The organism is Dolomitihabitans soli (assembly GCF_022213955.1).
GTDB classification, from domain to species: Bacteria; Actinomycetota; Actinomycetes; order Streptosporangiales; family Streptosporangiaceae; genus Streptosporangium_A; species Streptosporangium_A soli.
Genome location: NZ_JAKNTW010000005.1, coordinates 92,427 through 113,952 on the forward strand (window position 1 = coordinate 92,427; position 21,526 = coordinate 113,952).

Sequence of the window (21,526 nt, forward strand, 5' to 3'; positions counted from 1 at the left end):
CGTGTGCCCGGGGCTCGAAAGATAACGTCACGGCGTCAAGCTGGCATAGAACCCATCAAGAGATATTGCTACCCGCTCAGCGTGACATGAGACATTGCGCTCGCTCTTCCCCACTTGTCAGGTGAATAACGGGAGGAAACGCGTGTCACGAACACGACGGCGTGGCGGTTTAGCCTGCCTGTCGATGGCGCTCGTCTGCGGCATCATGGCGAGCCCACAGGCCCAGGCGGCGACGGAACCCACGATCACCATCGAGCAGGGGCGCACCCAACCGGTGTTCTCCTACGCCGAGGCCATCCGCGAGCACGTCTACGTCGAATCGAGCCTCGACAGCGACGGCGACGGCAGGAACGACCGCGTCCGGGTCGACATCATCAGGCCCAAGGAGTCGGGTCCCGGTCTCAAGGTGCCGGTGATCATCGACGAGAGCCCCTACTACGACAACTCCGGGCGCGGGAACGAGGCCGAGCGCAAGGTCTACGACGACGCCGGCAACCTCGCCAGGTTCCCGCTCTACTACGACAACTACTTCGTGCCACGCGGCTATGCCGTACTCAACGTGGACATGCTCGGCACCACCAGGTCCGAGGGGTGCCCCGACACCGGCGGCAGGGCGGACGTCCTGGGCGGCAAGGCCGTCATCGACTGGCTGAACGGCCGCGCGAAGGCCTACGCCCCGGACGGCGGCCCGGCCACGGCGACCTGGACCACCGGCAAGGCCGCCATGATCGGCAAGTCGTACGACGGCACGCTCGCCAACGCCGTCGCCGCCACCGGCGTGCGGGGTCTGGAGACCATCGTGCCGATCTCCGCGATCAGCACCTGGTACCGCTACTCGCGCTCCAACGGGGTCGTCTACAACTACGACTACTCCTCCTGGCTGGCCGGCCGCGTCGACACCGACGGCGCCGAGAAGTGCGCCGCCGTACGGGCCAGGATGGACGCCGAGGACGCCGACGACACCGGTGACCACAACGCCTTCTGGGCGGAGCGCGACTACCTCGACGGCACGCTGGCCAAGGCGTCGAACGTGCGCGCCAGCGTCTTCGCCGTGCACACCGTCAACGACCTCAACGTCAAGCCCGACCACTTCTCCCTGTGGTGGCAGGCCCTGGCCGACCGCGGGGTGCCGCGCAAGGTGTGGGTCGGGCAGTACAGCCACGTGGATCCCTTCGACTTCCGCCGCGAGGAGTGGGTGGACACCCTGCACCGCTGGTTCGACCGCTGGCTGTACGGCGTGCGCAACGGCATCGAGCACGAGCCGCGCGCGGACGTGCAGACCAGCCCGGACACCTGGGTCACCCAGCGCGACTGGCCCGCGCCGAACGCGCTCAAGCTGCCGCTGTTCCCCGCCGCCGACGGCTCGCTCGGCCTGCTGCCGGCCCGGAAGGGCTCCGGCGCGACGTTCACCGACGTGCGCCAGACCGAGGACGCGATGGTGGCGGACGCCGGCGAGGTCAAGCCGGGCCGGGCGGCGTTCGTGACCGGACCGCTGCCGCTGGACCTGCGGCTGTCCGGCACCCCGACGGTCGATCTGCGGGTCAAGCTGGACAAACCGACGGCCAACCTCACCGCGTTGCTCGTCGACTTCGGCGACGACACCCGTGTCGACTGGCGGCGTCTGCAGGGCATCACGACCCTGCCGGAGGAGAGCTGCCACGGCGACGCCACCGCCGCCGACGACGGCTGCTACCGCAAGACGGTCACCAACGTGGCGACCCGCCCGCTGGAGATCGTCGGGCGCGGCTGGATCGACGTGCAGAACCGCGACTCGCTGAGCCTGCCTTCCCCGCTGCCGGTCGGCGACTACGGCAGGGTCCGCTGGCAGACCCTGCCGCACGACTACACCTTCAAGAAGGGGCACCGCCTGGCGCTCGTGCTGGCCGGTACGGACGCGAACTACAGCCAGGAGGCCGCCACCGGCGCGCTGGTCACGGTCGACCTGGCCAAGAGCAAGGTGACCGTGCCGCTGGTCCTGACCGGGACGCCGGCTGATCTGCGCAAGAAGGACAACTGGCGCGGACCACCTCAGATCAACCTGCCGATCCCCCAGGAACGCCTGTTCTGATCCCCTCCCCGCCGCCCTCGCCACGGGCGGCGGGGAGGTGTTCCGGCGTATCGCGGGTGTGAACGCGGTCTGACGGGCCATACCAATCCGGGGCGGGAAAAGTCCCTCCAGGAAAGGGGATCGCGTGCCGACGGTGCAAGCCGTCCCGCCCCGGCTTTCGATCTGGCGACGGCCGGCCGCTCCATCAGCTCCATCCCCTCGCGGAAAGGTTCCCGGTGACCCGACAGGACATCCTGGCCCGGCTCAGATGGGCCGTCGTCGACGGCAAGCCGATCATCGGCGCGGGCGCGGGCACCGGCCTGTCCGCCAAGTGCGCCGAGGCCGGCGGCGTCGATCTGCTCATCGTCTACAACTCCGGCCGCTACCGGATGGCCGGTCGCGGCTCACTGGCCGGGCTGCTGCCGTACGGCGACGCCAACCAGATCGTCGTCGAGATGGCGGCGGAGGTGCTGCCGGTCATCGAGGACACGCCGGTGCTCGCCGGGGTGTGCGGCACCGACCCGTTCAGGCTGATGCCCAAGTTCCTCGACCAGCTCGCGGCGATGGGCTTCGCGGGGGTGCAGAACTTCCCGACGGTCGGCCTGTACGACGGCGTCTTCCGGCAACACCTGGAGGAGACCGGCATGGGCTACGACCTGGAGGTGGACATGGTACGGCTGGCCGCCGAGCGCGACCTGCTCACCGCCCCCTACGTCTTCGACGAGGGCCAGGCCCGCGCGATGGCCGAGGCGGGCGCCGACGTGCTGGTCCCGCACGTCGGGCTGACCACCAAGGGCAGCATCGGCGCGTCCACGGCCCTCACCCTGGACGAGGCCGTGGAACGGGTGCAGGCGATGCGCGACGCGGCCGCCGCCGTACGGCCGGACATCCTCGTGCTGTGCCACGGCGGGCCGATCGCCGAGCCGGACGACGCCCGTTACGTGCTCTCCCGCACCGAGGGGGTCGTCGGGTTCTTCGGCGCGTCGTCGGTGGAGCGGCTGCCGACCGAGCGGGCGATCACCGGTCAGGTGGCCGCCTTCAAGTCGCTGAAGATCTGAGCGGGAGCCTCCCGCGCGGCAGGTGGGCGGTGGCCGGTGCGCCCTCGGCCCGGCTCGCGAAGGGGGCGGGAGACTCCGCCCGTAAGGGGTTCCCAGGGGTCGCGTTGATCCACATTGCGAAATGGGTTGGCGAAGACCCCGGGGGGGTTGCCTATCCTTGCGGTGGGGCGGCCGTCCGGTGAGGCGGCCGGGAAAGCGACCATGGGAACCTCTTCGGTGAAATCTCCGCTCGATGATCTGCGCATCCGCCTGTCCGAGCTGACGCTGCGTGACCAGCGCCGGTTGCGGCGGCGGCTCGACGGCGCCCGCAGGACGCGTGACCGCGCGGCGCAGCAGAAGATCGCCACGCAGATCGCGGCCGAGGTGGAGCGGGCGGAGGCGCGCGTCGCGGCGCGGCGCGAGGCCGTGCCCGAGGTGAGCTACCCCGAGGCGCTGCCCGTCAGCCGGCGCAGAGACGACATCCTGGCCGCCGTGCGCGACCACCAGGTCGTGATCGTCGCGGGGGAGACGGGCTCGGGCAAGACCACCCAGCTCCCGAAGATCTGCCTGGAGCTGGGGCGCGGGGTCAAGGGCCTGATCGGTCACACGCAGCCGCGCAGGATCGCCGCGCGCACGGTCGCCGAGCGGGTCGCCGAGGAGCTGAAGACGGAGCTCGGCCACGCCGTCGGCTACAAGGTGCGCTTCACCGACCAGGTGGGCGACGACACCTTGATCAAGGTGATGACCGACGGCATCCTGCTCGCCGAGCTGCAGAACGACCGGATGCTCGACCAGTACGACACGCTGATCATCGACGAGGCCCACGAGCGCAGCCTCAACATCGACTTCATCCTCGGCTACCTGAAACAGCTGCTGCCCAGGCGTCCCGATCTCAAGGTCATCATCACCTCGGCGACGATCGATCCCGAGCGGTTCTCACGGCACTTCGGCGACGCGCCGATCGTGGAGGTGTCCGGCCGTACATTCCCCGTTGAAGTGCGATATAGGCCGATAAATGATGAACAAGAGGATCAGATCGGGGCGATCTCCGATGCCATCGACGAGCTGTGCGCCGAGGGGCCCGGCGACATCCTCGTCTTCCTCAGCGGTGAGCGGGAGATCCGCGACACCGCCGACGCCCTCGCCAAGCAGAACCTCCGGAACACCGAGATCCTCCCGCTCTACTCCCGGCTCTCGGCCGCCGAGCAGCACCGCGTCTTCCAGCGGCACTCCGGCCGCCGCGTGGTCCTCTCCACGAACGTGGCGGAGACCTCGCTGACCGTCCCCGGCATCAAGTACGTCGTGGACCCCGGCTTCGCCCGGATCTCCCGCTACAGCCACCGGACCAAGGTGCAGCGCCTGCCCATCGAGGCCATCTCGCAGGCGTCGGCCAACCAGCGCAAGGGCCGTTGCGGCCGCGTCTCCGACGGCATCTGCGTCCGCCTCTTCTCCGAGGACGACTTCGTCGGCCGGCCGGAGTTCACCGACCCGGAGATCCTGCGCACCAACCTCGCGTCCGTCATCCTGCAGATGACCTCGATCGGCCTCGGCGACATCGCGGCCTTCCCCTTCGTCGAGCCACCCGACCAGCGCCAGGTCAAGGACGGCGTCAACCTCCTGCAGGAACTCGGCGCCTTCGACGAGGGCAAGCGGATGACCCCGCTGGGCCGCAAGCTGGCCGGCCTGCCGGTCGATCCCCGCCTGGCCCGCATGGTCGTGGAGGCCGACAAGAACGGCTGCGTGCGCGAGGTCATGGTGATCGCCGCCGCGCTGTCGATCCAGGACCCCCGCGAGCGCCCCGCCGAGAAGCAGCAGGCGGCCGACGAGAAACACCGCCGGTTCGCCGACAAGGAATCCGACTTCGTCTCCTACCTCAACCTCTGGGAACACCTCCAGGAGCAGCAGAAGGATCTCTCCTCCAGCCAGTTCCGCCGCGCGTGCAAGACCGACTTCCTCAACTACCTGCGGGTCCGCGAGTGGCAGGACGTCTACGGCCAGCTACGCCAGATGTCCAAGTCGCTCGGCGTGACCCTGAACAGCACCCCGGGCGACCAGCACAAGATCCACGTCTCGCTGCTGTCCGGCCTGCTCTCCCACATCGGCCTGAAGGACCTGGACAAGAAGGACGGCCCGCGCCGCGCGATCCAGGAGTACACCGGCGCCCGGAACGCCCGCTTCGCGATCTTCCCCGGCTCCGCGCTGGCCAAGAAGCAGCCCCAGTGGGTGATGTCGGCCGAACTGGTGGAGACCTCCCGCCTCTGGGCCCGGGTCAACGCCAAGATCGAGCCCGAATGGGTCGAGCCGCTCGCCCAGCACCTGGTCAAACGCACCTACTCCGAGCCGCACTGGGAGAAGACCCAGGGCGCCGTCGTGGCCTACGAGAAGGTCACCTTGTACGGCGTGCCGATCGTGGCGCAGCGCAAGGTCAACTACGGCCGCATCGACCCCGAGCTGTCCCGTGACCTGTTCATCAGGCACGCCCTGGTCGAGGGCGACTGGAACAGCCACCATGCGTTCCTGAAGGAGAACAGGAAGCTGCTGGAGGAGGTCGAGGAGCTGGAGAACCGGGCGCGGCGACGCGACATCATGGTCGACGACGAGGCGCTGTTCGACTTCTACGACGAGCGGGTGCCGGCCGACGTCGTCTCCGCCCGCCACTTCGACAGCTGGTGGAAGCAGGCCCGCCACGAGCAGCCCACCCTGCTCACCTTCTCGACCGACATGCTGGTCAACGAGGGCGCGGACGTGTCCACCCGCGACTACCCCGACACCTGGCGGCAGCTCGGCCAGCGGATGAAGCTGACCTACCAGTTCGAGCCGGGCACCGACGCCGACGGGGTGACCGTGCACGTACCGCTCCAGGTGCTGAACCAGGTCAGCGCCGACGGCTTCGACTGGCAGATCCCCGGCCTGCGCGGCGAGCTGATCACCGCGCTGATCAGGTCGCTGCCCAAGAACGTGCGGCGCAACTTCGTCCCGGCGCCCGACTTCGCCAGGCGGGTGCTCGCCGGGGTCGAGCCGGGGGGTGAGCCGCTGCTCGCCGCGATGGAGCGTGAGCTGTTCAAGCTGACCGGGGTCAGGGTGGCGCGCGAGGAGTGGCAGGTCGACCAGCTTCCCGACCATCTGCGCGTGACCTACCGGGTGGTCGACGAGCGGAAGCGGACCATCGCGGAGGACAAGGACCTGGCGGCGCTGAAGAAGCGGCTGGCGCCGAAGCTGCGCCAGACGCTGTCGGCCGCCGCCGACGACCTGGAGCGCTCGGGCCTGCGCACGTGGAGCTTCGGCACCCTGCCCAAGCTGTTCGAGCAGGGCCGGATGAAGGCGTATCCGGCGCTGGCCGACGACGGTGACAGCGTCTCGGTCAGGATGTTCGAGACCGAGGCCGAGCAGCGCAGGTCGATGTGGCCGGGCACCCGCAGGTTACTGCTGCTCAACGTCACCTCTCCGGCCAAGTCGCTGCTGGGCGGGCTGAACAACCAGGCGAAGCTGGCGCTCTCCCGCAGTCCGCACGGCGGCGCGATCGCGTTGTTCGACGACTGCGTCCAGGCCGCGGCCGACAAGCTGATCATCGATCTGGGCGGCCCGGCCTGGGACGCCGCCGGATTCGACCGTCTCTACCAGCACACGCGCGCCGAGCTGTACGAGACCGCGCGGGAGGTCGTCTCACGCGTCGAGCAGATTCTGAGCGTCTGGCACTCGGTCTGCACCCGCCTGGACGCCCTGCGCTCCGGCGTCTCCACCCAGGACGTCAAGGACCAGCTCGACCAGCTCGTCTACGCCGGTTTCGTGACCGCCACCGGTTACCGGCGGCTCCCCGACATGTTGCGCTACATCCGGGCGATCGATCGGCGCCTCACCAAGCTCCCCGAGGAGCCCTGGCGCGACGAGGAGTGGATGGCCAAGGTCCACAAGGTCGAGGACGACTACCACGACCTGCTGGCGAAGCTGCCGCCCGCGCGGCGGTCCGATCCCGACGTGCTGGAGATCCGCTGGATGATCGAGGAACTCCGGGTCTCCTTCTTCGCCCAGACCATCGGCACCCCCACCCCGGTCTCGGAGAAACGCATCGCGAAGGCGATGGACAAGATCACTTAAAGATCGACGTGTCCATTGCTATCCCTTCGTGTTCGAACAGGCACGCTAAGTATTCCATGCAGTCGGCGCGGGCGCGTGGTGTTTCGGCGGGTGCAAGGGAGCAAAGCCGGAACTCTAGAGTGGATGACGTCGTCGTCGTCTCAGCAGGGGGTTCCGTGGTCAGGGCGCTGGTTTTCGACGTGGGGGAGACGCTGGTCGATGAGACGCGGATCTGGTCGCGGTGGGCCGACAGGCTGGGCGTGCCGAGGCTGACCATGCTGGGGGTGCTCGGCGGGATGGCGGCGCTCGACCGGTCCTACGGTGACGCGTTCGAGCTGCTCCGGCCGGGGCTGGACGTCGAGGCCGAGCTGGCCGCGTGGCGTCGTGACGACCCGTCCGGCCTGAGGGAGAACTTCGACGCCGCCGACCTCTACCCCGACGTGCGGCGGTCGCTCACGGACCTGCGCGAGGCCGGCTACCGGATCATCGTCGCGGGCAACCAGCCGCCGCAGGCCGCCGCCACGCTCGCCGCGATGGACCTGCCGGCGCACGCCGTGCACACCTCGGCGGAGTGGGGCGTGGAGAAACCGGATCCCGCCTTCTTCGACAGGGTCGTGGCCGTGTCCGGGCAGGATCCGGACGAGATCCTCTACGTCGGGGACCGGCTCGACAACGACGTGCTGCCCGCGCAGCGAGCGGGGCTGCGGGCCGCGCTGCTGCGCCGTGGCCCCTGGGGCCACCTGCACGCCGTACGCCCGGAGGCCGCCGTGGCGGACCTCGTGCTGGACGGCCTCGACGACCTGGTCGTCGCGCTGGCCGAGGGCCGGCTACATCCGGTGGGGTAGTCAGGGAACCGCCTGGCGGCGGATGCCGCGCCGCCGCCGTACGGCGATGCTGGGCGACGTTCGTTTCGGTCGCGCAGAAGGACGGTTCCCATGCAGTCAGTCGACACCGCGAAGATGACCAAGAGGCCGGGGGCGGCGCTGATCACCCTGCGGTACGCCGCGGTGCTGCACGTCGTCGCCATTCTGATCCAGGCGGTGACCGCCGGGCAGATCGTCGGCGGAGCGGACATGGCGGGCGCGCACGGGGTGGGCGCCGGCCCGGTGCACCTGTTCGGGCTCCTGCAGCTCGTGATGGCCGTGCTGTTGTGGCGGCCGGGACGCGGGCCGGGCTGGCCGGCGATGGCCTCTCTGATCCTGTTCCTCATGGGAGGCGTCCAGTCGGCGATCGGCGGGCGGGGCGACATCGCCCTGCACGTGCCGCTGGGGATGGCGACCTTCGGCCTGGCGGTCGCGGTGCTCGTGGGGGTCTGGTCCTCGCGCGTCCAGCGAGCCGGCCGCTGAGCACCCATGCGGATGCCGGGTGGGGTCCCGCGTGGCCGCGCGGGACCCCACGTCCTTCCCTCGTGGCGGAGGTCAGCGCGCGGTCTTGGCGGTGGGCTCGGCGGTGGGCTCGGCGGTCGCGAGGTCGAGGTCCCGCGTCTCCGGGGCCAGGGCGAGGCCGATCACGGTGATGACCAGGGTGACGACCACGTAAAGGGAGATCGCCACGGTGGTGCCGGTGGCCTGGAGCAGGGCGAGCGAGATGATCGGGGCCAGCGCTCCGCCCAGCACCCCGGCGATCTGGTAGCCCATCGAGGCGCCGCTGTAGCGCAGCCGGGTGCTGAACAGTTCGGCGATGAACGCCGCCTGCGGGCCGTACATCGCGGCGTGGGTGATCAGGGCGATGACGGCGGCGAGGATGATCAGCGGGGTCGAGCGGGTGTCGAGCAGCGGGAAGAAGGCGAACACCCAGATCCCGGCGCTGACCGCGCCGATCAGGTAGACCGGGCGCCTGCCGTACCGGTCGGAGAGGGTGCCGAACAGCGGGATCAGCACGAGCTGGCAGGCCGATCCGATGAGCACCGCGTTCAGGCCGACCGTGCGGTCCAGGCCGAGCGTGCCCGAGACGTACTGCACGATGAACAGCGCGAAGGTGTAGAAGGCGACGTCCACCCCGACGCGCGCGGCGATGGCGGCCAGCAGCGCGCGGGGGTGCGAGCGGATGACGTCGATGACCGGCATCCGGGCCTTCTGGTTGTTCCGCTCGACCTCGGTGAACAGCGGGGACTCCGAGATCCGCAGCCGGATCCAGAGCCCGACGATCACCAGGACGCCCGACAGCAGGAACGGGATCCGCCAGCCCCAGGACAGGAACGCCTCGTCGGAGAGCGTCAGCGACATCACGCCCAGCGCCGCCGCGGCGAGCAGGTTGCCCGCGGGGACGCCGACCTGGGGCCAGCTCGCGTTGAGGCCGCGCCGCCGGGGGTCCCCGTGCTCGATCGACATGAGTACGGCGCCGCCCCACTCGCCGCCGAGCCCGAGGCCCTGCAGGAACCGGAACGTCACCAGCAGCAGCGGCGCCGCCGCGCCGATCGTCGGATAGCCGGGCAGCAGGCCGATCAGGACGGTCGCGACACCCATGATCAACAGAGTGATGATCAGCACGTTCTTGCGGCCGACGCGGTCACCGAAGTGGCCGAAGACGATGCCGCCCACGGGCCTCGCGACGAAACCGATCGCGTAGGTGGTGAAGGCGAGGAATGTCCCTGTCAGCGGTTCGAAGGTGGGGAAGAACAGCTCGTTGAAGACGAGGATCGCCGCGGTTCCGTAGAGGAAGAAGTCGTACCACTCGAGTGACGTGCCGATGAGACTGGCGATGATCACCCGCCTGGCCTGGTGCTGGGAGCCTGCCATGGCGTTCGCTCCTGTCGGGGGTGGCTTTCACTCAACATAAGTATTGTTCAACAATTCGACAAGAGTTTTGTGGGATGATTTCTCACATGGACGATGTCGCCGGGCTTGAACACGACCGTGACCGCCTCGGCCGGAGCAGCACCGCGGAGCGGGTCGCCGACATCCTGCGCGAGCGCATCGCGCAGGGCTTCTTCTCGCCGGGCCAGCGATTGTCGGAGGAGGCGATCGGGGCCGCGCTCGGCGTCTCGCGCAACACCCTGCGGGAGGCGTTCCGGCTGCTCTCCCACGAACGGCTGCTGGAGCACCGCCTCAACCGGGGCGTCTTCGTCAGGGTCCTGTCGACCGACGACGTGGCCGACCTCTACCGGGTGCGCCGGGTCATCGAGGTCTCCGCCGTACGGCACGCGTCGGCCGAGGGGATCGCGGCGATGCGCGAGGCGGTCGAGGACGGCGAGCGGGCCGCCCGGGAGAACCGGTGGCGCGAGGTCGGCACCGCCAACATCCGCTACCACCAGGCGCTGTCCCGGCTCAACGGCAGCCAGCGGCTCGACGACCTGATGCGCCAGCTGCTCGCCGAGCTGCGGCTGGTCTTCCACGTCATGCGCAACCCGCGCTCCTTCCACGAGCCGTTCGTGGCCCGTAACCGCACGTTGCTCGAACTCCTCGCGGCGGGGGAGACGGAGAAGGCCGAGCGTGAGCTGGTGAGCTACCTCGACGACGCCGAGGCCCTCCTCATGGAGGCGTACCGGCCACAACCGTGACGGATCACGCGACCGCCTCGGCGGGAGCGGCGCGCGTCGTGCTGACGTGCCGTGCCTTCGGGTGCGTGCCAGGGCCACGGCGGCGGCAGGCGTGGCGGCGATCGTCAGCACGCCGGCGAGCTGGATCTCTCGCACACCCTCCGTGCGCGGCTCCGCAGGCGGTTCACACGCGCGGGCGGTACCGTCCGGACAACCGGGCGAGCTTCAGGCTGAGGTGCAGGGTCAGCCGCTCGGCGCCGTCCTTGAGATCGGTTCCGGCGAGGGTCTCCAGCCGTTGCAGCCGGTAGTAGAGGGAGGTCCGGTGCAGGCGCAGCGTGCGCGAGGTGGCCACGGCGCTGCCCGCGAGGTCCAGGTAGGTCTCCAGGGTCTCCAGCAGCGGCAGGTGAGCCTCGTCGCCGAGTAGCGGTTCCAGCCCGGGATGCAGCCCGACCGTGCCCGGCGGGAACTGGGTGAGCAGCCGGTAGACGCCCAGCTCGGCCCAGTGCGCCGTGTCGCCGAGCCCGGGGACCCGCGCCGCCACCTCGGCGGCCTGCAGCGCCTCCGCGTACGAGGCGGCGGCCTGTTCGAGGAGCGGCCGGGGCCGTCCCACGCCGACCACCACGGGCGCGGCCATCGCCGCGTGCACCTCCTCCGGGGCGACCGCCGCCCCGGCGGCCAGCAGCACGCCGTGGTCGTAGCGGACCAGGTGCAGCGGATTCCGCGCGCCCATCCTCCGGCGTACGGCGAGCAGCCCCTGCTCCAGGCCGAGCCGGGACGCCTCGTCGGCCGGAGCGGCGGACGCCGGACGCGCCACCAGCACGGTGACCGGCTCGCCCTGGGGAAAGCCGCCCGCCTCGATGAGGGTCCTGGCGGCCGGTTCCGGCGTGCCGGACAGCAGTTCGGTGACCGCCTCGAACTCACGCCGGGAGGCGAGACCGGTGGCCAGGCTCTCGCGGAACAGCGCCAGGGCGACGCCGGGGGCGGCCTCGGTGGCGAGCGCGATCTCGACGGGCGTCATGGGCGGGTCCACGTCGATGAACCAGAGGAAGCCGAGCAGCCGGCCGCCGTGCCTGGCGGGCAGGCAGATTCGGGGGAGCAGGCCGAGCGCCGGCGCCCCCGGGGTCCGCAGCGGCCCGGAGGCGTCGTGGATGCCGGCGCCGCGCAGCCAGGCGCGCACCTCGGGCGCGGTGTGCCGGCGCAGGATCGAGTCGCGGCGGATCTCGTCGAGCGGGCCCGTCTGCTCGCTGTAGGCGATCACCCGCTGAACGTGGTCCTCCAGCAGGAGCGGCCGGCGCAGGCGCAGCGCGAGATCGTCTACGAGCCGCTGCAAGTCGCCCGCCATGTGTGCCTCCGGAGCAGCCCGTTTCAACATTTGTCGGAAAGATGACTGTGCACCTTCTCTACAACTGATCGATGATCTCCGTCAAGGGCGTCTATAGCGTCCTTCGCTGAGTGTGTGCCGGTTTCGCTCAGGTGGAAGGTGTCCGTGACCATCGGAAAGCTTGCGAAGATCCTTGTGGCGACTGCCGTACTGCTCCCCGTGGGGCTGGCGGCGGCGCCCGCGTCGGCCGAACCGCCGCCAGAGCCCGCTCATCCGTGGCGATACGACCACTGGCCGCAGCAGCAGCCGTGGCAGCAGGACGCGCCCGCGTCGACGTTGAAGACCAAACCGGGCGCGCCCGCCCCGATCGACCCGCAGAACTGGAAGAACCCCGACAACATGACCTGGGCGGACTACAAGCAACCGCCGGGGACGAATTGGGCTGATCCAGCGGCGAAGGGCACGAAGCGCACCTTCAAGGGCGCTCTGGTGCTGCTCGACTATCCCAACCAGCCCTTCGTGGTGACCCAGCCCAAGGGTTCGTCGGTGTTCAAGAACCCGAGCGCCGAGGCCCACGACGTGCCGCGGGACAAGGTCGCCCAGTTCTACAAGGACTTCCTCAACACCCCGAACGACCTCAACCGGGGGCACACCATCCACGAGTACTGGATGGAGGACTCCGGCGGCCGTTACGGCGTCGACCTGACCGCGTTCGGCCCGTTCACGATGCCGGGCAAGGACCACGAGTACGGCATGGAGTTCCAGGCCGGCACCGCCTGCCCCGCCGGCGACACCTGCACCAGGAACATCCGGACCGACGGCCGCGCCGCCTGGGTCGCCGAGGTGGGCGAACAGGTGCCCGCCGGATACGACTTCATCTTCTTCCTCAGCGCCGGACAGGACGAGTCGGCCACCTGGCAGGAATTCGGAATGATGAAATTTCCGGATAAGGAGGCGGTGACCGACGACTTCGGCCCGCCCGACGACGCCCTGCCCAACTGGTCTGCGACCCGCTACGTCGACTGGACCTCCTGGGCGGCGGGCTCGTCGATCTGGCCGAACGCCGGAGGCGGCTCCTCCACCCAGGCGGAAAGCTCCGGCCAGGGCGTCTACGCCCACGAACTGAGTCACATCCTGGGCATCGGCGACAACTACAACAACCCGTACGGCGTGCCACCCCGCCGCGCCTACACCGGCGTCTGGGAGATGCTCAGCCGGGGCAGCTTCAACGGCCCCGGCGGCCCGCACAGCCGCTGGATGATCCCGCCGACCGGCGGCGGCTCGATGGGCGCGCAGCACATGCTGCGTAACAAGATCAAGCTGGAGATGGTCGACGAGGCGAACGTGCTGCGGCTCTCCCGGGCGGCCCTCGCCCAGTCGGGCATGGTCGTGGCCAAGGTGACCTCCCGGGTGGCGCAGCCGGGCGACAAGGGCCTCTCGGGCGTCAACATCGAGTTCGGCGACGGCGACAAGAGCCCGGCCTGCGACATCCGGACGCAGCCGCTGTGCGACGGCGGCGGCTACCAGAACTACACCGTCGAGGTCGTGGACCGGATGGGGGCCGACTCCTTCACCCCCGACTCCGGCGTGCTGCTGGCCAAGACCAAGAACGAGGACCGCGCGCCGTTCGAGTGGGTGATCGACGCGAACCCGCAGGACATCGGCATGACGGACTACGTGCTGCCCGACGGCACGCAGGTGCCGATCACCGTCGGCGACTACCGGCAGCTCTCCGACGCCCTCTTCCACGCGGGCACCGATTCGGGCAGTGAGTTCGAGTTCACCGACGAGGGCAACCGCCTGCACTTCTACGTGCTCGACGTGCACCGTGACCGCAAGGGCGTGTTGTCCTACACGGTGGCGGTCCGATCGCTCGACGGCGCGGGTCCGTACCAGCGGGGCGTGAAGGTGCTCCCGGCGGCGGGCGTGCCCACCGGCGACGGCTGGGCCAAGTGCGCCTTCCCGCTCCGCAACACCGGCAAGACGGCGCCGGCCGCGGGGCAGCACCCCGAGGACGTCTCCGCCCACCTCGGGTCGGACGTCTACCGCCTGTCGGCCAAGGCCGGAACCAAGGGCTGGTCGGTCCAGGTGCCCAACCAGCTCGCCAGCGCCGAGCCGGGCAAGACCGTGCTGGTTCCCGTCCACGCCAAGCGCGACAGCGGGAACCGGCTCGCCAAGATCGAACTGACCGCGACCTCGGAGAGCGACCCCACGAAGACCGCCACCGCGACCTGCGTCGCTGTGGCCACCTGAACCCCCGGTAACCACGCGTCTCACCGGCCGCCCCGAACGCCCGGTGAGACGCGTCACGCCGGTCACCTGAACGGCCGGTGAACAGTCTCCGTACGCCCCGCTTCGTCCCCCCGGAAGCGGGGCGTACGGTTGCCGCCACCCCGGCCCCTTGGTTGAATCATCCAGAAACCGATCTCTCCCCGAGTAGGTGTGCCGATGCCCCGGGCGTCGCGATTGCCCGACAAGCGGGACGATGGCCGGCGGCGTACCGTGCCTCTCGCGGCGCCCGCCGCGGCCGGGATCGCGGCGGCGGTCGCCAGCGTCCTGGCCACCTCCCTCGACGTGTGGGACCTGCCCACCGAGGCCAAGGTCGGCGTCACCGTCCTGGCCGGCCTCCTGGTCGGACTGCTGACCTGGGCGACGACCAAGTCCACGCCACCGCCCGACCAGGACGCCACTCCCGCGGGCCCCTCCTGGCGCCCGCCCGACCAGTGGCCGCCCGTGCCCGCCCACTTCACCGGCCGCCACGAGTCGCTGGCCGAGCTGGGCCGCGTCTTCGCCGACCACCGGGACCGCCGCCACCAGGTCGAGGAGATCACCTCCCCGCTGGTCGTCTCGATGTACGGCAGGGCGGGCGTCGGCAAGTCGGCGCTCACCGCGCGGTTCGGGCACGAGATCGCCGACTCCTTCCCCGACGGGCGGCTCTACGCCGACCTGCGGGGCGGCGGCGACACCGGGGTCGGCCCCGAGGAGGTGCTGATCGGCTTCCTGCGCGCCCTCGGCGTACGGCTGACCACCGACCCCGGCGGCCTCACCGAACTGCGCAAACTCTGGCTGACCTGGACCAGGGGCCGCCGGATCCTGATCGGCCTCGACAACGCCCGGGACGGCGACCAGATCAGGGAACTGCTGCCCGCCGAGCCCGGCTGCGCGGTGATCGTGACCTCCCGCCAGCCGCTCTACCTGCTCAACGCCTACGACAAGCGCCTGACGGTGTTCACCCCCGAACAGGGCGTCGAACTGCTCGCCCGGCTGGCCGGTCGCGAGCGGGTGGCGGCCGAGCCCCCGGCCGCGGCGGACATCGTGCGGATGTGCGACAACCTCCCGCTGGCCATCAGCATCTGCGGCGGGCGTCTCGCCACCCGGGAGAACTGGTCGCTCGCCGAGCTGTCCCTGCGCCTGGCCGACGAGCGCAGGCGGCTCGACCAGCTCGAACTGACGGGCAGGATCGACAAGAGCGTGCGCGCCTCGCTCCAGCTCAGCTACGCCGACTGCACCGGCATCCAGCGCCGCCTGCTCCGCCTGCTCAGCCTGCTCAGGGCGCCCGACGTGCCCGGCTGGGTCGCCGGCGAACTGCTGTCCATCTCCTCCCTCGAAGGCGCGGACCAGCTCGAAGCGCTGATGGACGTGCAGCTCGCCGATTGCTCGGGCACCGACGCGGCGGGCGTCCTGCGCTACCGGCTGCACGATCTGGTGCGGGTCTTCGCCCAGGAGATCGCGCGCCAGGACGAGCCCGAGGACCGCCGCCGCGCCGCCATCGAGCGGGTCCTGTCGGGCTATCGCCGCCGTGCGGAGGCCGCCGCCATGGCCCGCTGGCCGCAGGACTGGGGCCGCGCGGGCAGGCACGGCGACCGGGACGCGCAGGGGCCCGCCGCCGACTGGCTCAACGCCGAGCGGCTGACCCTGGTCGCCGTGGTCGCCGAGGCCCGGGACCTGGAGCTGTGGGAGCTCACCTGGGGGGTCGGCCGGGCCTTCTGCTCGCTGTGCCACTCGCTGCGGGCGTACTGGTCCGACTGGCGGGCCGTCGCCGAGATCACGTACGACGCGGCCGTGCGGATGGACGATCCGCGGTCCCTGGGCATCGCGCTGCTGGAGCGCGCGGCGGTGACCGGGGGACAGGGCAGTCACGAGAAGGCCCTGGCCGACGCCGAGCGGGCGCTGGAGATCTTCACCGGGCTCGGCGAGTCCTGGTGGGCGGCGCGCGCGATGCGCAGCGTCGGCATGACGCTGTTCGGCAACGGCAACGTCGACCGGGGCCAGGAGTATCTCATCGCCGCCGTCGCCGCGTTCAAGGGCGAGGACGACCGGTGGTGGTCGGCGCGCACCCAACGCAACCTGGCCGAGCTACGGCTCGCCCAGCGCCGTCCCGAGGAAGCCCGAGACCTGCTCGAAGAGGCGCTGGGGGTGTTCAAGCGCGACGGCAACCGCTACTCCGAGGCGCAGACCCTGCGCGTCTACGGCGAGGTGCTCGCGGCCCAGGCGCGCGGGCTCCGCGCCGAAGGACAGGCGCAGGCGGCGGCCGACTCCTTCGCCAAGGCGGGATTCAGCCTCGACCGGGCGGCCGAGATGTTCCGGCTGCGCGGCGAACTGTGGGAGGAGGCACGGTGCCTGCGCGCCGCCGGCGACGTCGGCGACCCGGGCAACGGGCTGCGCGAGCTGACCTACGTGCGCCGCGCCGCCGAGATCCTCAGCGCGCTCGGCGACACCTGGGGGGAGGCGCGCACCCAGCTCTCCGCCGGGCGGGCGCACGCCAGGCTCGGCCGTTTCGCCGAGGCCGACGCGACCCTGAACGGCGCCGTCCGCGCCTTCACGGAACTCGGCGACCGCTCGTGGCTGGCCCGCTGCCTGCGCTACCTCGGGGAGATCCGGCTGGAGGCGGGCAGACCGGACAGGGCCCTGACGCCGCTCGTCCAGGCCCAGGACCTCTATCGCAGCCTGGGCAACGAGTCGGGCATGGCCCGGACCCTCGAACTGCTCACCCGCGCTCGGGATCGGTGAGGTCACGGCTCGCCAGCAGGTGCGCGGCGGCCAGCCTGGCGTCCTGGATGCTCTGCTTGAACAGCTCGCGCACCTGGTCGGCCCGGCCGGAGAGCTGCTCGATGTGCGGTACGGCCAGCTCGTCGTCGACGATGTCGGCGAGCAGGCTCTCGTACTCCGGGGTCCGCTCGGCCAGCACCTCCAGCCGGCCGTACGCCCGATACATCCGGTCGGCCTGGTGGACCCGCCACGCGTAGTCCTCCAGCGCCCGCACCCGCGCGGTCAGCGAGCCCAGCGCCGTGTTCAGCGCGGCCGTGTAGGGCCGGAACGCCTCCGCCAGCTCGCGGGGCAGGTCCTGGGGCACGATCCGGTAGTGCTCCGCATGCATGCCGGAGAGCCGGGCGAGCTGCCGCGCGATCCGCCACGTCTCCTCGGGCAGGGTGATCCGGTTGTCGATGGTGTCGATCAGCCCGGCCTGGTTGACCTGCGAGGCCAGCACCGACTCCACGGCGTCCTGGGTACGGCGCAGCAGATCCTGGCACGCGTGGTCCAGGTCCTCCGGCAGGACGTATCTGTCGGCGTTCTCGATCGCGACCCGGAGCTGCCTGCGGGCCTTCCTGTTGCCCGAGCCGGCCGTCGCCCACTTGACCGTGGCGACGGCGCCCACGACCATCATCGCGAAGATCACGCCGCCGGCGTTCGCCAGGCCGGTCATCAGCACCATGAACGCGACCACCGAGAAGAACGTGAACAGGTCGGCGTTCCCGGCCTTGCGCACCTGCCCGGCGGCCTCCCCGCTCTGGTGGGCGACCGACCGGGCCGCCGCCGCCGCGCTCTCCGCCCGCCGGCGGCCGTCGTGGTCCCGTGCCAGGTGCGCCCGTGCCTCGCGGAGCAGCAGCGGGTTCGACCGCAGGGTCCACGACACCTCCGGTGCGAGCAACGGGTCGATCACCAACCGCGGCCCTCGTGGCGGCCGCTGCTGCTGCCACGCCCGGTACCCGTGGCCCGGTTCCCTGGCCCGCCCGGCGCCATACCCCGGCCCATACGCGGCGGTGTTGTGCCCGTGGGTGCGGGGGTCGTAGCGTCCGGGTTGATGGGGCGGGCCGACTCCCGGGGCGGGTGGCCCGTTGCGGTACGGAGCGCGGAAGCCGATGCCTCCGGGGGCGCGTGGCGGGCCGCCAGGCTCCGCGACGGGAGCGCCGTCGCCGGACGGGGCCGGTGCGGGGAAGGGAAGCGGCGGGCGGCCGCCGCCGGGCGTGCGGGTGGGATGCTCGTCGCCGGTGTCGTAGGCCTGTTCCCGTGGATCCACGTGATCTCCCGATGGCTGCGGACCCTTCCGTTCCTAACCCATCTGACGCGAGATATGACTATTTAGGTCACCTAGTCGCCAACATCGGGATTTACGGAAGCTCTCGCAGACCATTAACCGACGGTCCATAAATCGCCATATAAGCTGACCCGTGATGAACGACTTCAGACGATGGATCGATCTCGAAGGCGCCGCGAACGTACGCGATCTCGGCGGTCTGGCCACGGCGGACGGCGGGACGATCCAGTCCGGCCGAGTCTTCCGCTCCGACAACCTCCAGGGACTGACCGACGGCGACATCGCCGTACTCGTCGGCGACCTGAAGCTCCGGCAGGTCGTGGACCTGCGCTCCGGTCCCGAAGTCACGCTTGAGGGCCCGGGACCGCTGACCCGGGTGCCCGAGGTGACCATCCACCACCTCACGCTCTTCGCCGAGGGCGGCGTCCACACCGACGTCGAGGCCGACACCGTCGACGCCGACCGGGTGCTGCCCTGGCAGAACGAGCGCGTCGACGAGGACCTCGCCGAGCTCCGCGTCACCGGCTACTACTACGCCTACCTGCGTGACCGTCCCGACTCCGTCATCGCCGCGCTCCGCGTGCTCGCCCACGACGACGGCGCCGCGATCGTCCACTGCGCGGCCGGCAAGGACCGCACCGGCGTCGTGTGCGCCCTGGCCCTGGAGGTCGCCGGAGCCACCCGCGAGGCCATCGTCGCCGACTACGTGGCCACCGGCGACCGCCTCACCGCCGTCCTGGCCCGCCTCCGCGCCAGCGCCACCTACCGCGACGACCTGGACACCCGCCCCGCCGACGCGCACCGTCCCCAGGCGGAGTTCATGGAGCAGTTCCTCGCCACCCTCGACACCCGTTTCGGCAGCCCTCTCGCCTGGCTGACCGCGAACGGCTGGACCCCCGCCGACACCACCGCCCTCCACTCCCGCCTCCGCGACTAGGAGCTGTTCCGTCAGATCGCCGAGGCGGCGGCCGTTGCGCCGCGCCGTCCTCCGGCGGCAGCGGGATCGTCGTGCCCGGTTCTCAAACGATCGGAGGGCGACCGGCTCGGGCCAGCCGCAGCACCGTGCTCCAGGACATCGGCCGGCGCTGTCCGTGCCCGCCCCTGAGACCTTCTCTCAGGCCGGCGAACCAGACGGCCAGGTTCGCGCGGGAGCGGACCCGGGCGAGGCTGAGCAGCGTCCATGTCGTCAGGTAGACGGGGATCAAGAGGGCGGGGAGGCGGCGGTAGGCGAGCCAGACCCTGTTGCGGGCGACGAGACGGTAATACGTGGCGTGCCTGGCGGGGTCCGTGGCGGGGTGATGGATGACGATACTGGGCGCGTACCAGCCGGTGCGCCCGAGGTCCCACAGCCTCCAGCTCAAGTCGATGCCTTCGTGGAAGAGGAAGAAGTGGCCGGGCCAGCCGCCGGCCTGCTCGTAGTCGGCGCGGCGTACGAGAACGACGCCTTCGGCCATGACGGTGATGGTGCCGGGCCGAACGGCGTCGCCGGCGCGCAGGCGCGGAACCCAACGGCGCAGGGTGGCACCGGTATCCGGATCGGCGATGCGGGGTTGGATATAGGCGGCTTCTGGATGACGGCGGGCTTCGGCGACGAGCCCCGCGAGGATGTCGGGGGTGGGCAGGACGGCGTCGTTGTCGAAGAAGAACACGAATTCACCACAGCCCGTCCCGGCCAGGGCGTCAGCGCCGACGTTGCGCCCCTGGGGGATTCCTTCGTTGACGGGCAGGACAACCGTCCGCACACCGGCGGGCACATGGTCGGGCTCGACCCCGTTGCCCACGATGACCACACGCAGATCGACACCCTGCTGGGCGAGAAGCGACGCCATCGCCTGCGGAAATGCGACAGGCCGATCGTTCATGGTGAGAACCACCACGTCGATGGTGGTCTTCGGGCTGGTCATTCCGTCTCCCGGGCAGGTGAAGCGCTCGGCGTGGATAAGCGGCGCCACCTGCCGGGGGACAAGCGAGGTGGATCTTACGATGTGAGTTCGTCATCCTACTGACCTCTCCGTTCCCAGTCAGCCGAACATCGCCCAGCTGACCGCGGGCGTGATGCCGGGGCCGGGTGTGGAGGGTGGGCGTGACGGTCAGAGGAGGGGGACGACCTGGCGGTGGGTCGCCGAGCGGCGGGCGGCTTCGAGGACGGTCAGGGTCTCGATGGCCTCGGCCGGGTCGACCGGCGGTGGCGTGCCGTCGGTGAGGCTGGCGGTGACGGCCGTGTAGAAGTCGGGGTAGGCGCCGGGAACGGTGGGGATCACGCGGCTGTCGTCGTCGTTGCCGAGCACGCCCCAGTGTTCACGCGGGTCCTCTCCGAAGCCCGGGTCGCCGGGGAACGCTCCGGCACGCAGCCGCTCCTCCTGCACGTCGAGCTCGTATTTGACGTAGGCGGCCCGCTCGCCGAGGACGCGGAAGCGGGGCCCCAGCCGGGCGGCGACGGCGCTCACCCACAGGTGGGAACGGGCGCCGTTCGCGTGGGTGAGCGCGATGAAGGTGTCGTCGTCGGCGTCGACCCCCGGGCGGCGCACGTCGCTCTCGGCGTAGACGTCGCGGGCCGGGCCGAGCAGGCGGAGCGCCTGGTCGACCAGATGGCTGCCGAGGTCGTAGAGCAGGCCGCCGATCTCCTCGGCGCCGCCGGTCTCGCGCCAGCCGCCCTTGGGGACCGGCCGCCAGCGCTCGAACCGCGACTCCAGCCGCCGCACCTCGCCCAGCTCGCCGGTCTCGACCAGCCGCCGCAGGGTCAGGAAGTCGCCGTCCCACCGGCGGTTCTGGAACACGGTCAGCATCAGCCCCCGCTCGCGGGCCAGCCGTACCAGGGATCTGGCCTCGTCGGCGGTGCCGGCCAGGGGTTTGTCGACCACCACGGGGAGCCCGGCGCGCAGGGCGGCCTCGGCGAGCGGCACGTGGGTGCGGTTGGGGGAGGCCACCACGACGAGATCGCAGTGCTCCCACAGTTCGGCGGCGTCGGCGACGACCCTGGCGCCGGGATGGGCCGCCTTGACCTTGGCGGCCCGCCCGGGATCGCGGGTCACGACGGCGGACAGGGTCAGGCCCGGCGCCGCCTGGATCAGGGGCGCGTGGAAGACCTCGCCCGCCGTGCCGTACCCGATCAGACCGGTGCGCACCGGCTCAGCCCCCATGAGCTTGATCCTAGGACATGCCGCGCAGATCCCAGAGGGCTATGTCGATGGCCGCCACGGCGGGAAGGCGCACCGGCGCGCGGGCCTTCACCCCTCCGGGGGCCCCTACCATA

Annotated in this window: 14 protein-coding genes; 9 read left to right on the top strand and 5 right to left on the bottom strand. The window is 70.8% G+C overall.

The genetic code is table 11. From position 1 onward, the window contains the following. Positions 1-184 precede the first annotated feature (184 nt). The 5 genes from MBA17_RS11410 to MBA17_RS11430 all read left to right on the top strand — a co-directional run bounded on the left by MBA17_RS11410 (position 185) and on the right by MBA17_RS11430 (position 8,504). A complete protein-coding gene (locus MBA17_RS11410) occupies positions 185-2,068 on the top strand; it encodes a Xaa-Pro dipeptidyl-peptidase (RefSeq protein ID WP_238496341.1) in 1,884 nt (627 codons plus the stop codon). A gap of 215 nt (positions 2,069-2,283) precedes the next feature. Further along, positions 2,284-3,105: a phosphoenolpyruvate hydrolase family protein gene (locus tag MBA17_RS11415; RefSeq protein WP_238496342.1), complete on the top strand. Its 822-nt coding sequence runs from the start codon at positions 2,284-2,286 to the stop codon at positions 3,103-3,105. 201 nt (positions 3,106-3,306) lie between these two features. After that, on the top strand, positions 3,307-7,179 hold the full coding sequence (gene hrpA / locus MBA17_RS11420) for an ATP-dependent RNA helicase HrpA (RefSeq protein ID WP_238496343.1): 3,873 nt from the start codon (positions 3,307-3,309) through the stop codon (positions 7,177-7,179). 119 nt (positions 7,180-7,298) lie between these two features. Further along, a complete protein-coding gene (locus MBA17_RS11425; protein ID WP_238496344.1) occupies positions 7,299-8,003 on the top strand; it encodes an HAD family hydrolase in 705 nt (234 codons plus the stop codon). Positions 8,004-8,093: 90 nt separating this feature from the next. Further along, complete coding sequence (locus tag MBA17_RS11430) at positions 8,094-8,504, top strand: hypothetical protein (RefSeq protein ID WP_238496345.1); 411 nt, start codon at positions 8,094-8,096, stop codon at positions 8,502-8,504. 72 nt (positions 8,505-8,576) lie between these two features. Here MBA17_RS11430 and MBA17_RS11435 read toward each other — a convergent pair whose 3' ends face one another. Further along, positions 8,577-9,896: an MFS transporter gene (locus MBA17_RS11435; RefSeq protein WP_238496346.1), complete on the bottom strand. Its 1,320-nt coding sequence runs from the start codon at positions 9,894-9,896 to the stop codon at positions 8,577-8,579. 86 nt (positions 9,897-9,982) lie between these two features. Here MBA17_RS11435 and MBA17_RS11440 point away from each other — a divergent pair, with 86 nt between their 5' ends. After that, the gene (locus MBA17_RS11440; protein WP_238496347.1) at positions 9,983-10,657 is read left to right on the top strand and encodes a GntR family transcriptional regulator; all 675 of its coding nucleotides are present in this window, start codon (positions 9,983-9,985) and stop codon (positions 10,655-10,657) included. A 163-nt stretch (positions 10,658-10,820) separates the two neighbouring features. Here the strand turns inward: MBA17_RS11440 and MBA17_RS11445 are convergent, their stop codons facing one another. Further along, a complete protein-coding gene (locus MBA17_RS11445; RefSeq protein WP_238496348.1) occupies positions 10,821-11,978 on the bottom strand; it encodes a PucR family transcriptional regulator in 1,158 nt (385 codons plus the stop codon). Between the two features lie 144 nt (positions 11,979-12,122). Here MBA17_RS11445 and MBA17_RS11450 point away from each other — a divergent pair, with 144 nt between their 5' ends. Next, complete coding sequence (locus MBA17_RS11450; RefSeq protein ID WP_238496349.1) at positions 12,123-14,210, top strand: M6 family metalloprotease domain-containing protein; 2,088 nt, start codon at positions 12,123-12,125, stop codon at positions 14,208-14,210. A gap of 195 nt (positions 14,211-14,405) precedes the next feature. Continuing rightward, positions 14,406-16,967, top strand: coding sequence for a tetratricopeptide repeat protein (locus MBA17_RS11455; protein ID WP_238496350.1), 2,562 nt, complete (start codon positions 14,406-14,408; stop codon positions 16,965-16,967). Here MBA17_RS11455 and MBA17_RS11460 read toward each other — a convergent pair. Next, positions 16,945-18,255: a hypothetical protein gene (locus MBA17_RS11460; RefSeq protein WP_238496351.1), complete on the bottom strand. Its 1,311-nt coding sequence runs from the start codon at positions 18,253-18,255 to the stop codon at positions 16,945-16,947. The two genes, MBA17_RS11455 and MBA17_RS11460, sit on opposite strands and share 23 nt — an antisense overlap. A gap of 154 nt (positions 18,256-18,409) precedes the next feature. Here MBA17_RS11460 and MBA17_RS11465 point away from each other — a divergent pair, with 154 nt between their 5' ends. Beyond that, a complete protein-coding gene (locus MBA17_RS11465; RefSeq protein WP_238496353.1) occupies positions 18,410-19,210 on the top strand; it encodes a tyrosine-protein phosphatase in 801 nt (266 codons plus the stop codon). 82 nt (positions 19,211-19,292) lie between these two features. Here the strand turns inward: MBA17_RS11465 and MBA17_RS11470 are convergent, their stop codons facing one another. Next, on the bottom strand, positions 19,293-20,177 hold the full coding sequence (locus MBA17_RS11470) for a glycosyltransferase family 2 protein (protein WP_238496354.1): 885 nt from the start codon (positions 20,175-20,177) through the stop codon (positions 19,293-19,295). A gap of 186 nt (positions 20,178-20,363) precedes the next feature. After that, positions 20,364-21,413, bottom strand: a complete 1,050-nt coding sequence (locus MBA17_RS11475; protein WP_238496356.1) for a Gfo/Idh/MocA family oxidoreductase — start codon at positions 21,411-21,413, stop codon at positions 20,364-20,366. Between the last annotated feature and the right edge of the window lie 113 nt (positions 21,414-21,526).